The organism is Stenotrophomonas sp. CASM106 (assembly GCF_049384825.1).
Classification (GTDB): domain Bacteria; phylum Pseudomonadota; class Gammaproteobacteria; order Xanthomonadales; family Xanthomonadaceae; genus Stenotrophomonas; species Stenotrophomonas muris.
In genome coordinates this window covers 359,752-374,391 of sequence record NZ_JBMRFS010000004.1, presented here as the reverse complement: position 1 = coordinate 374,391, position 14,640 = coordinate 359,752, and the positions used below count along the sequence as shown (strand labels likewise).

General features: G+C 63.1%; 18 protein-coding genes. 7 read left to right on the top strand and 11 right to left on the bottom strand.

Annotation, left to right across the window (positions count from 1 at the left end):
• Positions 1–103 precede the first annotated feature (103 nt).
• The 3 genes from VG556_RS12265 to VG556_RS12255 are packed head-to-tail and all read left to right on the top strand — an operon-like array spanning position 104 to position 2,369.
• Entirely contained in the window at positions 104–394 is a 291-nt protein-coding gene (locus VG556_RS12265) for a PepSY domain-containing protein (protein WP_049403791.1), read from the top strand.
• Entirely contained in the window at positions 394–1,053 is a 660-nt protein-coding gene (locus VG556_RS12260; RefSeq protein WP_100450720.1) for a response regulator transcription factor, read from the top strand. The genes VG556_RS12265 and VG556_RS12260 overlap by 1 nt, the downstream gene beginning before the upstream one ends.
• Positions 1,050–2,369 carry a sensor histidine kinase gene (locus VG556_RS12255; RefSeq protein ID WP_100450721.1) on the top strand — a complete coding sequence of 440 codons (1,320 nt, stop codon included), beginning with the start codon at positions 1,050–1,052 and terminating at the stop codon, positions 2,367–2,369. The genes VG556_RS12260 and VG556_RS12255 overlap by 4 nt, the downstream gene beginning before the upstream one ends.
• A gap of 163 nt (positions 2,370–2,532) precedes the next feature.
• Here the strand turns inward: VG556_RS12255 and VG556_RS12250 are convergent, their stop codons facing one another.
• The gene (locus tag VG556_RS12250) at positions 2,533–2,853 is read right to left on the bottom strand and encodes a DUF6122 family protein (protein ID WP_075075880.1); all 321 of its coding nucleotides are present in this window, start codon (positions 2,851–2,853) and stop codon (positions 2,533–2,535) included.
• Between the two features lie 37 nt (positions 2,854–2,890).
• Positions 2,891–4,780 carry an arginine decarboxylase gene (speA, locus tag VG556_RS12245; protein ID WP_100450722.1) on the bottom strand — a complete coding sequence of 630 codons (1,890 nt, stop codon included), beginning with the start codon at positions 4,778–4,780 and terminating at the stop codon, positions 2,891–2,893.
• Positions 4,781–4,971: 191 nt separating this feature from the next.
• Between speA and speE the strand changes: the two genes are divergently transcribed.
• Complete coding sequence (gene speE / locus VG556_RS12240) at positions 4,972–5,823, top strand: polyamine aminopropyltransferase (protein WP_032958815.1); 852 nt, start codon at positions 4,972–4,974, stop codon at positions 5,821–5,823.
• 119 nt (positions 5,824–5,942) lie between these two features.
• Here speE and VG556_RS12235 read toward each other — a convergent pair whose 3' ends face one another.
• On the bottom strand, positions 5,943–6,848 hold the full coding sequence (locus tag VG556_RS12235) for an aspartyl/asparaginyl beta-hydroxylase domain-containing protein (protein WP_032954620.1): 906 nt from the start codon (positions 6,846–6,848) through the stop codon (positions 5,943–5,945).
• A gap of 436 nt (positions 6,849–7,284) precedes the next feature.
• Here VG556_RS12235 and VG556_RS12230 point away from each other — a divergent pair, with 436 nt between their 5' ends.
• Positions 7,285–7,944, top strand: a complete 660-nt coding sequence (locus tag VG556_RS12230) for an RIO1 family regulatory kinase/ATPase (protein WP_032958814.1) — start codon at positions 7,285–7,287, stop codon at positions 7,942–7,944.
• A gap of 125 nt (positions 7,945–8,069) precedes the next feature.
• On the opposite strand, the gene VG556_RS12225 is transcribed toward VG556_RS12230, so the two are convergent.
• On the bottom strand, positions 8,070–8,408 hold the full coding sequence (locus VG556_RS12225; protein ID WP_005411374.1) for a P-II family nitrogen regulator: 339 nt from the start codon (positions 8,406–8,408) through the stop codon (positions 8,070–8,072).
• A gap of 155 nt (positions 8,409–8,563) precedes the next feature.
• On the opposite strand from VG556_RS12225, the gene ubiK reads away from it, so the two are divergent.
• Both ubiK and arr read left to right on the top strand, forming a co-directional pair.
• Entirely contained in the window at positions 8,564–8,815 is a 252-nt protein-coding gene (gene ubiK / locus VG556_RS12220; protein WP_005419983.1) for a ubiquinone biosynthesis accessory factor UbiK, read from the top strand.
• 126 nt (positions 8,816–8,941) lie between these two features.
• The gene (arr, locus tag VG556_RS12215) at positions 8,942–9,376 is read left to right on the top strand and encodes an NAD(+)--rifampin ADP-ribosyltransferase (protein ID WP_100450723.1); all 435 of its coding nucleotides are present in this window, start codon (positions 8,942–8,944) and stop codon (positions 9,374–9,376) included.
• Here the strand turns inward: arr and VG556_RS12210 are convergent.
• The 7 genes from VG556_RS12210 to VG556_RS12180 form a co-directional block, all read right to left on the bottom strand.
• Positions 9,369–9,815 carry a DUF4279 domain-containing protein gene (locus tag VG556_RS12210; protein ID WP_100450724.1) on the bottom strand — a complete coding sequence of 149 codons (447 nt, stop codon included), beginning with the start codon at positions 9,813–9,815 and terminating at the stop codon, positions 9,369–9,371. The genes arr and VG556_RS12210 overlap by 8 nt on opposite strands.
• A 184-nt stretch (positions 9,816–9,999) precedes the next feature.
• Positions 10,000–10,488: a hypothetical protein gene (locus tag VG556_RS12205; protein ID WP_100450725.1), complete on the bottom strand. Its 489-nt coding sequence runs from the start codon at positions 10,486–10,488 to the stop codon at positions 10,000–10,002.
• Positions 10,489–10,835: 347 nt separating this feature from the next.
• A complete protein-coding gene (locus VG556_RS12200; protein ID WP_143570029.1) occupies positions 10,836–11,378 on the bottom strand; it encodes a hypothetical protein in 543 nt (180 codons plus the stop codon).
• Between the two features lie 342 nt (positions 11,379–11,720).
• Complete coding sequence (locus VG556_RS12195; protein ID WP_141098873.1) at positions 11,721–12,536, bottom strand: hypothetical protein; 816 nt, start codon at positions 12,534–12,536, stop codon at positions 11,721–11,723.
• Between the two features lie 76 nt (positions 12,537–12,612).
• Positions 12,613–12,921 carry a hypothetical protein gene (locus VG556_RS12190; protein ID WP_141098874.1) on the bottom strand — a complete coding sequence of 103 codons (309 nt, stop codon included), beginning with the start codon at positions 12,919–12,921 and terminating at the stop codon, positions 12,613–12,615.
• Between the two features lie 340 nt (positions 12,922–13,261).
• Positions 13,262–13,621 carry a hypothetical protein gene (locus VG556_RS12185; RefSeq protein ID WP_234413099.1) on the bottom strand — a complete coding sequence of 120 codons (360 nt, stop codon included), beginning with the start codon at positions 13,619–13,621 and terminating at the stop codon, positions 13,262–13,264.
• A 61-nt stretch (positions 13,622–13,682) separates the two neighbouring features.
• Positions 13,683–14,285 (bottom strand): DUF998 domain-containing protein, encoded by a 603-nt coding sequence (locus tag VG556_RS12180; RefSeq protein WP_100450726.1) that lies wholly within the window; start codon positions 14,283–14,285, stop codon positions 13,683–13,685.
• Positions 14,286–14,640: the final 355 nt, after the last annotated feature.

Genomic DNA, 14,640 nt, shown 5'->3' with positions numbered 1-14,640 from the left:
CGATGCATGGCCCGGTTAACAGCGCCTTAGCCGTGGCTGTTAGCCGGCTGTTAGTCATCCCCGCCACACTCGCGCCTGTACCCCTCTCTCTTTCCTTACCCGCATGCTCGCCACCCTGCCCCTGCTGCTGGCCCTGGCCAACGCCCCGACCGCCGCCGCGCCCCTGCAGGACCCGGCGCAGCAGGTCGCGCGTCGCGCCGTGCAGCAGGGCCGCTACGTGCCGCTGGAGAGCGTGGTGCGCGATGCGCTCAAGCGCTACCCGGGCCAGCTGCTGGAAGTGGAGCTGGACGACGGCGTCTACGAAGTGGAGATCCTGCGCGGCGACGGCGTGGTGGTGGAGCTGGACTATGATGCGCGCAGCGGAAAGCTGCTGAAGACGGAGCTCGACGACTGATGCGCATCCTGTTGGCCGAAGACGATGCCGCACTGGCACAGCGCCTGGTGCCCCTGCTGGAACAGGCCGGCTATGTGGTGGCGGTGGTCGCCGACGGTCGCCAGGCCGAAGAAATCGGCCAGATCGAAGACCTCCAGGCCGCCATCGTCGACCTCGGCCTGCCCGGGCTGGACGGGCTGAGCGTGATCGAGCGCTGGCGCGGCAACGGCCGCAGCTTTCCGGTGCTGGTGCTGACCGCGCGCGGGCGCTGGCACGACAAGCTGGCCGGCTTCGATGCCGGTGCCGACGATTACCTCACCAAACCCTTCCAGGCCGATGAGCTGGTGCTGCGCCTGCGCGCCCTGATCCGCCGCAGCCATGGCCACGCCAGCCCGCGCCTGCACTGCGGCCCGCTGCAGCTGGACGTCAACGCCGGCCGCTTCGAGCTGGATGGACAGGCGCTGCCACTGAGTCCGCAGGAATTCCGCCTGCTCAGCTACTTCATCCACCACAGTGGACAGGTGATCAGCCGCGACCGGCTGGGCGAACAGGTGTTCGACGGCGGCCACGACCCGGACTCCAACGCACTGGACGTGCTGCTCGGACGCGTGCGCCGCAAGCTCGGCATCGACCTGATCCAGACCGTGCGCGGCCAGGGCTGGCGGCTGGCCGCGCCATGAACCGGCAACCGTCGCTGCGGCGGCGCCTGCTGCTGGCCGGCGGCGTCGGGCTGCTGCTGGTCTCGCTGCTGGCCAGCGCGCTGCTGGGCGAGCTGTTCAAGCGCAGCGCGCGCGACCGCCTCGACCACGAACTGCAGCAGGACATGCTGACCCTGCTGTCACAGGCCGAAGTGGACCCGGACGGGCAGTTGCGCCTGCGCCAGGAACCCAATGATGCGCGCTTCCAGCGCGTGTTTTCCGGTGCCTATTGGCAGATCGCCGGTGCCGATGGCCGCGTGCTGCTGCAGTCGCGCTCGCTGTGGGATGAAACCCTGCCGGCGAAGGCCGCCGGGCCGGCCACGCGCAATCTGCCCGGGCCGCTGCAACAATTCCTGCGTGCACGCGTGCAGCAGGTGCGCCTGCCACGCGCCAGCGAACCGTTCGTGGCCGTGGTCGCCACCGACCGCAGCGCGCTGGATGCCGATGTTGCCGCGTTCCGCAAGCGCACCGCCATCGCACTGGGCGTGCTGGTCGCGGCGTGGCTGGCGGTGCTGGCCAGCCAGGTGCACTTCGGCCTGCGCCCGCTGCATCGCCTCGGTGCGCAGCTGGAACGGGTACGTCGCGGCGATGCGCAGCGCATCGACACACAGGGACTGGGCGCGGAGGTCGCACCGCTGGGTGAAGAACTCAACGCGCTGCTGGACCACCAGCAACGCATGGTCGCGCGTGCGCGCACCAGTGCACAGGATCTGGCGCACGCGCTGAAGACTCCACTGAGCGTGTTGGCCACCGAGGCCGACGGCGACGGTACGCACTGGCGTGCCACCGTGCGCGAGCAGAGTGCGCGCATGCAGGCCAGTGTCGACCGTTACCTGGCTGCAGGACTGGCTGCCGACCATCGCCAGCGCACCGACGTGGCGGCCGTCGCACAGGCGATGTGCCGGCTGATGGCACGCGTGCATGGCGAACGTGGCATCGCGTTCACGGCGGCAGGCATCGATCCGGCGCTGCAGTTCGCCGGCGCCAGTGCGGATCTGGAGGAGATGCTGGGCAACCTGCTGGACAACGCCGGGCGCTGGGCGCAACAGCAGGTCACTGTCGAAGCGGAAACCAGCGAAGGGCAGCTACGCGTCGAAGTGCGCGACGATGGCCCCGGCCTGGCCGCAGACGCGCTGGAACGGGTCACCCAGCGTGGTGTGCGGCTGGACGAGCGCGAAGGCAGCAGCGGGTTGGGCCTGGCGATCGTAGGCGATATCGCCGCCAGCTATGGCGGGCGATTGCAGCTGGAGAATGCGCAGCCGGGCCTGCGTGCGACGTTGTGGTTGCCGGTGGCGTGACGCGGCCAACCCAACGGTGGGTAGTGCCGGCCGCTGGCCGGCAGCCACGTGATCACCGGGAACACCCAGCGGAAGCCGGCCAGCGGCCGGCTCTACCGAGCGCCAATCCGACCGGTCGCCGTACACCCGGTAGGTGTCGACCTTGGTCGACACGCACCAAGCATCAACGGTGATGCATCCACCAGCAATCAATCGCGTCCAGCACGATGTGGATGATCAGACCGATACCGAACAACCGCGTTTTCTTCGGCACGCACAGCCCCGCATAGACCGCGATGGCCGGTGCGGTGTGCAGCGGGTGGAACCCGATGCTGCAGCGGTTCGGTGCATAGATCGGCTCGGCCAGCAGATGGTCCAGGTCGATGATCCAGCCCAGCAGCATCAGCAGCCACGCCGAGGCAAAGCGCTTGCGCCAGAACAGCCATGCCAGCAACGCTGGCACGGCGGCATGCAGGAACAGGTGGAAGATCGCGCGCGCGCTCATCGGCAACGGTGGCGCCGGGCAAACCCGGCGCCGTCCATCACACCAGCGGTTCGTCGGACAGGTAGGTGTAACCGGTCAGGCCGGCTTCCAGCGCGTCCGACAGTTCCTGCGCGCGTTCCGGCGACAGCTGCGCCGCAGCCACGCGCTGCGCATAGGTCGCACGCAGTTCGTCCAGGCGGTAACCCACGTAATCCAGCATCACGTCGGTGGTGTCGCCGCGGCGCTGCTGGGTGATGGCGTAGCCATCGGCATCGGCCAGCACTTCCACCGCGTCGGTATCGCCGAACAGGTTGTGGATGTCGCCCAGGATTTCCTGGTAGGCGCCGACCATGAAGAAGCCGATGCGATAGCTCTCGCCCGGCCTCATCTTGTGCAGCGGCAGCGAGCTGTCCAGGCTCTCGTTCTCGACATAGGTTTCCACCATGCCGTCCGAGTCGCAGGTCATGTCGGCGATGATGCCGCGGCGGTCCGGGGTTTCATCCAGGCGCTCGATCGGCACGATCGGGAACACCTGGTCGATCGCCCACACGTCCGGGATCGATTCGAACACGCTGAAGTTGACGAAGTACTTGTCGACCAGGCGCTCGTTCAGTTCGTCCAGCACCGAGCGATGGCTCTTCTCGTCGTAGCTCAGGCGCGCACGCACGCCATGGGCGATGGCATAGAACAGGTCGTCGATGCGCGCACGCTGCGGCAGGTCGATCTGGCCCAGCGCGTAGCTGGCCAGGCCTTCGGCATGGAAATGCTGCGCTTCCTGGAACAGTTCCACCGCCGGGCGCACGTCCAGTTCGTCGTGGATCTCGCGCAGGTGGCGGATCGCCGCCGGCTCATCGTCGTGCTGGTCCGGCACGCGGCCTTCCTGCGCCTCTTCCACTTCCGACACGTTGGCGATCAGCACCGCGTGGTGCGCGGTCATTGCGCGGCCGCACTCGGTGACGATGCGCGGCGGGGTGAGGCCGAACTCTTCGCAGGCATTGGCCAGCGGCTGCACGATGTTGCTGGCGTAGGAATGCAGGCCGTAGTTGATCGAGCAGAAGCTGCGCGAACGGGTGCCTTCGTAATCCACGCCCAGCCCCCCCCCCACGTCGACGTGGGTGATCTTCGCGCCCAGGCGCGACAGCTCCACGAAGTAGCGGGTGGCTTCGCGCATGCCGTTGGCGATGTCGCGCACGTTGGAGATCTGCGAACCCATGTGGAAGTGCAGCAGGTTCAGGCAGTCGGCGTACTCGGTGTCACGCAGCGACTTCCACAGGTCCAGCAGCTGGCGCGGCGACAGGCCGAACTTGGCCTTGTCGCCACCGCTGTTCTGCCACTTGCCGGCACCCAGCGAGGCCAGGCGCATGCGCACGCCCAGGCCCGGCTTCACGTCCAGCGCCTTGGACTCTTCCAGCACCAGCTTCAGCTCGGACGGCTTCTCGATGACGATGAAGGTCTGCAGGCCCAGCTTGCGGCCGATCAGGGCCAGGCGGATGTACTCGCGGTCCTTGTAGCCGTTGCAGACGATCAGGCCACCCGGGCGCGACAGCGCCAGCACGGCCATCAGCTCGGGCTTGCTGCCCGCTTCCAGGCCGAAGCCTTCGCCGTGGTGGCTGGCCAGGGTGCCGGCCACGCCGCGGGTCTGGTTGACCTTGATCGGGTACACGGCGGTGTAGCCGCCGCTGTACTCCCAGTCCTGCTGGGCCTGGGCGAAGGCCGCCTGCAGCTTGCCCAGGCGCTGGCCAAGGATGTCCGGGAAGCGCACCAGCAGCGGCAGCTTGGCACCGGCCGCGCGCGCAGCGTCCACCACCTTGGGCAGCGATACCACCGGGCCGTCCGCCCCGGTCGGTCTCACCACCATGTGCCCGGCCTGATCCACGTCGAAGTAACCGTCCGCCCAATGCGGGATCGAGTAGGTCTTGCGGGCTTGGTCGAGGGACCAATCGGTCATTTCAGTCGGCCTTGTTGGCAATAAAAGGGGGGGCATGATAACGCCTATATGCCCACAGGTTCGTTATCATGCGCGCCCGCGCCCGTGACAGGTTCCAACCTGAACGGGCCGATCCGTCCGGATGTGGCATCTGTGCCACGCGGCCCCGCCCGCCAGCCCGGCTCCACCCCTCCGAACAGGACTGTTTTCCAATGACTGACAGCAACAACTGGTACATCGAACACTTCGAGCGCACCGGCTCGGCCATCGGCTACCGCATCACCGGCAAGCTGGACGAGGTGCAGTCGCCGTTCCAGAAGATCGAGATCTTCCAGACCACCGACTGGGGCAACCTGATGACCATCGACGGGGCCATCATGCTGACCAGCAAGGACAACTTCTTCTACCACGAGATGATCAGCCACCCGGTGCTGTTCACCCATGCCGCACCCAAGCGCGTGGTGATCATCGGTGGCGGCGACTGCGGCACCCTGCGCGAAGTGCTCAAGCACAGCGGCGTGGAGAGCGTGACCCAGTGCGACATCGACGAGCAGGTCACCGTGATGGCGCGCAAGCACTTCCCGGAACTGTGCGACTCCAACGATGACGCCCGCGCCGAGCTGCTGTTCGACGACGGCGTGGCCTACATGGCCAACTGCCCGGCCGGCAGCGTGGACGTGGTGATCGTCGATTCGACCGACCCGGTCGGCCCCGGCGAAGGCCTGTTCAACAAGGCCTTCTACGAGAGCTGCTTCAAGGCCCTGAAGGACGACGGCATCCTGGTGCAGCAGTCCGAATCGCCGCTGATGCAGTTGGACCTGATCAACGAAATGCGCACCGAGATGGGCAAGGCCGGCTTCGGTTCGTTCAAGACCCTGCCGTTCCCGCAGCCGTGCTACCCCACCGGCTGGTGGAGCGTGACCATGGCGCGCAAGGGCGACAGCAGCTTCGACTTCCGCCAGGCCGACTCGGCCGCCAAGACCTTCAACACCCTGTACTACACCGCCGCGCTGCACACCGGCGTACTGGTGACCCCGCCGTTCGTACAGGCGGCACTGAAGTAAGGCATGCCGGCCAACGGTCGGCACCCACCAATGCAAAAACAAAAACCCGCGCTGGCGACAGCGCGGGTTTTTTCATGTTCCGGTAGTGCCGGCCGCTGGCCGGCAACCTCATGTAACGATCAAAGCGCCCAGATACCGGCAATCACCGCCACCACCAGGCCCCACTTGATCAGCTGGTAGGCCACCACGCTGCGCTCGCGCAATGCCTTGGCCTTCAGGCGCACCTTGTAGACGCTGCCGAACGCCTTGTTGACGCCACCGGTCGGGTCACCCGGCAGGTTCGGCGATGCACCACCGGCCAGCAGCGTGGCCGCCACCGCGCGGTTGAACAGGCCCGGCAGGCCGAAGCGCAGCGGGCGGGCGATGTCGCAGAACAGGATCACCCGGTCCTGCTGCGTCTCGTTGTGCGCATGGTGGATGTAGGTCTCGTCGAACATCATCCACTCGCCGTCGCGCCAGCTCTTCTTGATGCCGTCCACTTCGATGTAGCAGGCATCGTCGTTGGGCGTGCTCAGGCCCAGGTGCAGGCGCAGCGAGCCAGCGAACGGGTCGCGGTGCGGGCGCAGCTCACTGCCCGGTGGCAGCTGCGCGAACATCGCCGCACGCACGTCCGGGATCGACTCGATCAGCGCCGTGGTCTTCGGGCACAGCGTCTTCGCGGACGGGTGCGACGGGCCGTACCACTTCAGGTAGAAGCGCTTCCAGCCACGACGGAAGAACGAATTGAAGCCGGCATCGTTGAACGTGCTGGAGGCAGCGATCTTCTGCGCGTCGCGCAGCGCCAGCGCCTCGTCGCGGATCATCTGCCAGTTCTGGCGCAGCGGCTCCAGCTGCGGGAACTCTTTGCCCGGGTCCAGGAACGGCGTGGTCGGCACCTTCGAGAACATGTACATGACCACGTTGATCGGGGCCATGAAACTGGAGTGGTCCAGCAGCTGGCGCGACCAGCGCGCGCGGACCTTGCCACGGAAGTGGATGTACAGCACGCAGGCCACGAACAGCGCTGCAATGACGATTTTGATGATCAAAGCACTTTCCTCCAGCCGCGGCCGGAACGGGAAACGGGGCGATGCACGGCCAGGCGGCCAGCACCGGTTCGGAACGCGGCAGGGGACGGGGACGTGCCGGAGGGGGGCGGCCGCCGATGTCGCGGGTTAACAGCTTATGGTCGGCAGGGCGTGCGCCGGGGTCAAGCTGGACGTGCGTGGCGTTCAGCGCGCCGCCGATGAATGGGCTGGAAGCGCGCCCAACTCATTGATCCAGCGGGGCAACCCTTATAAGTGAGACGGAATTGTCCGATTCTGCGTGACGAACTGTTCCAGCCACGACCCCGACATTTCTCCGACAAATCGTGGAATAGCGAACTGGCGAGTACTAAAATTAACGAAAACTTAGTAACTCCCTGTAACACCGGTTCGCTTGACGCTTTGCGCCACCCACCGGGTCGTCCGAGACCCCGACATGCATCTTCCTGCTCTTCCCCCCTCTTCCTGCGGCAATGATGCCGCCTCCCCGCTGCTGCTCAAGCGCGGCGAGCGCTTCCTGGCCCCCGATGTCTACCGCACCTGCCTGGACGGGCGCGAGGCGGTCATCAAGGACTACTCCCGCTACCGCGGCACTCCCGTTTCGCTGATCGCGCGGCTGATGGTGCGCCGTGAAGCACGCATGCTGCAGCGCCTCGGCGGCTGGAAGCATGCCCCCGCGCTGCTCGGCACCCTGGGCGGCCTGGCACTCGGCATGGAGTTCATTCCCGGCCAGACCTTGAGCACCGCGCAGGCCGTCGGCAATGACGTGTTCGAGCAGCTGCAACACGCGCTCAGCCGCCTGCATGCCGCCGGCATCACCCACAACGACCTGCATGGCACCAACGTGGTGGTCAGTGGCGGCGTGCCGGTCCTGCTGGATTTCACCTCCGCCTGGCGCGTACCCCGCTGGTTGCGCCGTGGCCCGCTGAGCCGGCAGATGCGCCGCAGCGACATGAAGAACCTGCTGAAGATCCGCCAGCGCGTGACCGGCCAGGCGCCGAGTGCCGCGCAGGCCGCACTGGTGGCCGACCCGGGCTGGGTCGCCGCCGTGCGCCAGGGCTGGAAGCGGTTCTACAAGTGGGCCAAGCGGCGGTAGGGGTCGAGCTCGCTCGACCGCTTTACCGCTCTTTGTAGAGCCGAGCGCGCGCTCGGCTGCTGTTCCTGCATCGCGCGAAATGCAGCCGAGCATGGGCTCGGCTCTACAACATCCCGCCGAGCGGGTTACAACGCGTCCGCGTCCAACTCGCCGGTACGGATACGCACCACGCTGCCCAGGTCGTACACGAACACCTTGCCGTCACCAATCTTGCCGGTGCCGGCGGCCTTCACGATGGCCTCAACCACCGCCTCCACCTGGTCATCGGTCACCGCCACTTCCAGCTTCACCTTCGGCAGGAAATCGACCACATACTCCGCGCCACGGTACAGCTCGGTGTGGCCCTTCTGGCGACCAAAGCCCTTCACTTCCGTCACCGTGATCCCGGTAACCCCACGCTCGGCCAGCGCTTCGCGCACGTCGTCGAGCTTGAACGGCTTGATCACCGCCATGACCATCTTCATCGTCTATCTCCTGTCTTCCGGCGTGGAGGATAGCGCCTGAACACGGCCCGTGCGAAGCCGCTGCCGCCTGTCCGGGCAGTGGGTGCCGGCAGTATCCTTGTGCCCGAACGGCCTGCCCGCGCCGGATGCACGGGCCCACCCCCACGGAGCACCCCATGATCGACCTGAATCAAATCGATGACCTCGCCCGTCGCCTCAGCGACCTGGTGCCGCCGGGCCTGCGCGAATCGCGCGAGGAACTGCAGGCCACCTTCAAGAGCGCGCTGCAGGCCGGCCTGGCCAAGCTCGACCTGGTCACCCGCGAGGAGTTCGAAGTGCAGCGCGCCGTGCTGCTGAAGACCCGCCAGAAGCTGGACGCGCTGGAAACGGCCGTGCGCGAGTTGGAAGGGCGCGGCGCCGCGGAATGAAAAAAGGAGGCGCACTGCGCCTCCCGTTTACAGATTATTTCCCGGATGGGGCCTTGCAGCAAGGCCCAACGGGCGCCCTAGACTCGCCGGCCTGTCGATCCGGCAGCACAGAGAGGGGCAGCAGCAATGGCACAGGACACCGACTGGACACCCGTTTCGCATGACACCTGCGACCAGGTGGCTGGGCCGTTCTATCACGGCACCCGCGCTGACCTGGCCGTGGGCGACTTGCTGAGCGCGGGCTTCCGCTCCAACTATCGCGACAGCGTGGTGATGAACCACATCTACTTCACCACGATTGCCAAGGGCGCCGGGCTGGCTGCGGAGATGGCCCGGGGTGAAGGGCGGCCGCGCGTGTATGTGGTGGAGCCGACCGGGCCGTTTGAAGACGACCCGAACGTGACCAACAAGAAGTTTCCCGGGAACCCGACGCGGTCGTATCGGAGTGCGCAGCCGTTGCGGGTGGTTGGGGAGATTGTGGAGTGGGAAGCCTATGACGCGGAGTTCGTTCGGCAGTTGAAGGCGTTTGTTGCTTCGGGGAGTGGGGAGATCATCAACTGATGGCCTGCTGGCGCTGGGCGTTGCGCACTTCTTCATCGGCTTCATAGATGTCCAGCCCGAGCTCAATGCCGCGCTCACCCAAGGCGAGCAGCGCGCGAGGCGAAAGCGAGACACCATCATTGCTGCTGCCCATGAAAAGGCCACAGAACAGATCAGGTCGGAAGCGTGCCAGAGCCTGCCATACGGCGAGATCGCCGGTGAGTTGATCGAGGATCTCGAAGATCTGCGCTTCCAGATCTTCAGGCTCACGACGCGCCGCATCAAGTTGCCAGCTTCCAGTCCTGGCGATACGCACGGTGCCTGATTGGTTGCCTCTGAGTTCCTGCCCCTTGTGATGCGATGCGGTTGGAGTCGCTCCGAGCAAGGCACTGACTTCTTCGGGCAGGAGGTCGTCGCCGAAGAATCGGAGGGTCACCAGGGAATGATCGAATGCTGCCATGGTAATCCAGTTGTCCTTTTCGGAATGTATTCCAGTGCGTAGGCCTCGTTGATGTCAGATTCCGGCCGGAACCGAACGACAGCAGCTTCAGAATAGGCCGAACCGGGGGAATCGGCTTGGGCTCAAACGGAGAGCTGGCCGGTCCCTACTTGAACATGTCCAAAAAGCCCAGCCGTAAAAATCATCAAGCCCCATCCGGAAGGCGGACCTGCGCCGCGCATTCTGCCGCAACGGACGCAACCGATGTGCCCTTCAGTCGTGAAAGTGCCGCAAGCGTACGTCGTTCATACGCCTCCGCGACTCCCGGATCTGGCTCGATGAACGGCGATGTGCAGATGTCCTCGAGCTTGAATCCCTGGGTGGTCAATGCCAAGACCCGCTCAGGCGCTTTGGGCAATGCACGGGCTACCGCGTAATTGATGGATAGCGAGGCGCCCGCATCTGAAAACGGCTTTAGCGCAGCCGCAACCTCGAGCCATGCACGATCGCCTGACTCGATGCCAGAGGTGACTTGCCCAAACTCCCGCTCGTGCTGCCACAGGTCCCAAAGCACCTTGCGCCCCCCTTCGTTGGCAATCCGATTGAGCACGGCGTGTGCCGAAGGGCTATCCGCTGCGACTGCAGCTGGACTGGCAAGCGCAAGCACGAGTAGGAGCACTGCCATGTTTCTCATGGGACCTGACTCCCTGGTGGATGGATGGACACTTGGGTCCGGTCATACGACCTGCCCACAAAGCACCATGTGGCGTGCTTTCCCCTGATACAGCGCGATCCTAGGGCGGCTGGGTTCGGCCATCAAGCCGGCGCATGGCCAGATGCAGGCATAGGATCAGACGCCCCGCGAAATCCACGTTCAAGACACCACGGGCATGTCCGTCACGGATCGCTGGCCGGCCACTGATCCGCAGGAATTGCCATGCGTGAGCCAATGTCCGCTCCCGGCCAGAAGCGGACGCTCTACCCTTGCATTTAGCCGAGCCGCGAAGTGGGTTCGGCTTAAACGAATTGTCAGGCTGCGACCTACCTAACGCGGCCATGCGGCACCCGAAGCGATGCTGCTAACCTTGCAAAACAAACTTGATCAAGGTGTTCAATTTTATCAGATAGGGACTTGAAAACTTCTGGCTGCCCAAATGGCAGCTTGATGAGCACAGGATCTGCCTGATCAAGAATTGATTTTATATTAAGTGCTGCAAGGACCTCTTTCTCCTTGCGGGAACTACTGGGCCGATAGAGCATGTAATCACGACCTCCTGATACATGGGCGTGGCCGATCATATTGCGAACGTGATAAATCTCGTCTATTTCTTTGAGCTCTAGTTCCGTTAGCTGATCAGCGAACACCTCCAAGAACTCTTTCTTTACATCTCCGAACTGGCGCTCCCAGTAGCTGACTCGCAGTTCGTGGTAGGCGGCAGGAATTTTGGCTGGGTCAGCCACAAAATCCACCACCAATTCCGGATTTTTCTTGAGGATGACGAGATCTGACATCTGCCCCTGAAGCCAGATGGAATATATAAAAATCAGACCCGCGTTTAGCATTGTTTCTTGTGCACGATCCATACACCTCTCCTTAGCGGCCCAACCACCTAATAAACAGACGCGCGGGTCTGGTTATGCGACTTATTCAGAAAGCACCTATGGCGGTCTTTCCCCTTGATGCAATGTGACCTTAGCGCGACTGCGTCCCGCGAACAGGCCAGCGTACAACGGAACCCGACGGAGGGCTTGGTGTTCACAGCAGACTCGCTCCGGTAGAAGTGCAGATATCCGCTTTGGGTCGAAAGCGGACAATAGCACCGGACCAAGCGCCGACGCAGTGCTGATGTCTGCTTCCGGCCAGTAGCGGACGTTCAACGCCTGAACTGCGCCGAGCCTCGAAGCGGCCTCGGATTGATTGAGTTGTCACGCCAAACGCCGGTCAGCCGCAGTCGCCAGGTTCCGGAAGAATTTTGGATTTCCCGTCGCTTGCCCATTGCTGCGACCGTAAAGAAGATTACCCTTCATCACCGAAAAATCATTGATACGGGTTAGCACAATATAATAAACATTGGAGCTTGCCGTCCGAGGCTTGTGCACGAGATTAGTGATGTGAGCTTCAACTTGATAGAGGGCAGCTTTCTTGCCAACGTTCACATCAAACGATTTCGTTCGTTCTTTCCCAAGGTCTCGAATCACAAGATGCTGGTCGCCCGCTTCTAATAGCGGGGACAGCCAAGCCCTTTCCGTCCGCGAGCCGCCAGAGTTTCGGTTGTGGACGAGATACTGGCTCGGATTGTTTTGGTAGGCGTGCAGCAAGTAGCGACCCGATGACGACGCATCTCCAGGACGCGCATCGGGTACCAGCATACAAAGCCTGAGCAAATCTTTCAGCAGCAGATGGGTAGAGGTCAGCGGGGGGACGATTGGCGTACCAGCCGTAGACAAACGGCAGAATTTCGCCTCCAGCCAGTTATCTTGGTAATACCCGTATGAAGCGAATTCTTTGTTAAAAATTCCCAGGGGCCCTAGCCCAATATGAATGTCTGCATGCTTCCCCGTTCCAGGATACGACACCTCACTGCGGAGCAGTGAAATCGGATTTTGTACATTGCGCGAATTGAGTTCTTGGAGCATAGCCAGTGTAAAAGCATTGGCGATTGTCGCCTCGAACTGATATGCCGAGAACGGCGTACCGGTTAGGAACTCTGGCATCGCCATGAATGCTTGTTCGAATATCAATTGCCCCCCTGCCTGGCCTAACGCCAGAGTTAAGGCGAGCCACGAAATGGCTTCACCTTGAACGAACTGTTAGAACTCACCTGATGATGTTAATCCGGCCCGCTGCCTCATAGTCTGCGTGGCGGCTTTTCCACATGTCACAAGCTGATTCAATGTCAAGAACGTCGATGACCCATCTGGCTCCATCGATGCTTTCCAATTCGTACTCTCCGTAGTAGCGCCAACCACCGCGCCCAGCATTGTTTCCGAAGTTCATGCGCCGAATGACACCCTCGATGCTTGATCCATCTGAAAGACGCATGGAAACGATGCCAGAAACTGGGATCTCTTTTAGAGCGGAGGCTATACGAACCAGATCTGCATGAGTCTCTGTCCAACGTGCCATGAATTTCCTCTATGAGTTCTAACGACCTAATAGACTGACCCGTGAGTCCTGCCCTGCGACGTATCCACAAATCACCGTATGCGGGCTTTCCCCTTGATACTGATCGATCTTAGAGAGGCTGGGTCCGGCTAACAAGCACATGTTTCACCGCCGCCCCCCTCCCTCCAAACGGTAGGAACGAGCCCTCCGGCGGAGGCCGCCTGAGTGTCGAATGCGGAGATCGGCACCGCTTAGGCCGGAAGCTGGCCCAGTGTCCGCTTTCGGCCAAGAGCGGACTCTCGCAGTGCCTCGAACCGGCCCAAGAATCTGCATGGCCTAGAACAAAGTATCGGGCCGAACCCTACTTGAACATCTCCAACAGATCCTTGTCTTCATGCCGCTGCTCCCACGTGGAGAGAAAACAGAAGCTCACACCACCTTGCATGGCAGCCTTCTGAAATCCGGCCAATTCCTCCTTCGTGACCGGATACTCAACCGGATCAAAGTGCAGAAGCCCCCACGGCTTGACGAAAGAGAACCCAGGCAAGAGTTCCGAGAAGATCGCCTTGAGCTGGGGCTGGAGAGTAGAGAAGTCCTTGATCGGGCCCGCGCGATTGCCAAGGGCATGGCACTGGCGACGGATGGTCCTGTCTCCACCCACCACGCGCGCGATAAAGTGGTCCTGGTGCACTTGAACGTAGATCAGCTGACGGCGAAACATCCTCATCCCCTTCTCAACCCCACACGCTCAATAGTCGTCCATGTGCCGGCGCGCCTTTCCATCAAGGCGCCGGCTGCGTCCGCAACGCACTTGAACCCCTGCGCACCAGATATAACGCAACCAGGAACGGCCACAGCGAGTTGATCGAAGAGAACACGCGCTGGGTCAGCCCCCTGAACCCCTCCGGATCCGCCCCCACCACGTTCAACCAGAGATAGACGATGCCCCCGATGCTCACCACAGCGGTCACGGCGTACGCCCTTCGGTTGGCAGACCACGCGCTCAACTCGATGTGTGACATCGCCGGTGCAATGATGTTGGCGATACCGATGGTGTAGAAGCCGTGCATCGGATGGCCCATGGGCCAGAGCCCGTTGGTCAGCATGGAAATGCCAAAGACCAACCAGCAGATTGCACCTACTGCAAGCCGGCGGCCGGACTCCCGCCATACCCCGATGGAGAACGCCACGAAGCCGACACCGGAGCCGATGGCGGCGATCCTGCCGCAGATGCTTGCGAGCGTCGGCGCCTGCAGCAGCTCGCTGGCGTGCTGCGCAAGCGGGTTGAAGCCCGGCGCAAACACGGCGGCAACGCTGGTCCAGAACAGGAACCACGGAAGCGGGATCAGACCCGCAGACAGAAGAAGTCGATTGCGGCGTAACACGTACAGTGATCCTTGTATTGGCCTGCGCCAGTGGGTGGAATCCGTTCAAACGCTACAAGACCGTCCTGCTGCGGGCAGGGTAGCCCCGCGTGACTACAGCGGTAGTCAGATTGCGCGGGGCACTCGGTAGGTTCAATAGGCAAGAAGTCATTTAAACCATCTAGCGGGTGTCGCAGCGGTTCGGTTGCATGAGCGATCACACATGTCCGATGGGCGAGTGCTGTCGCATTTGCCGCGCCTTACATCTCTGACGGAAGGTTCTGACGACTCCGTTCCAGAAGTGCCGCTGCGCCAAGCACGCCAAGGCTCTCGCCGCTTCCGGTGCTATGCGACAATGCCAAAAGCGTCTCGGGTT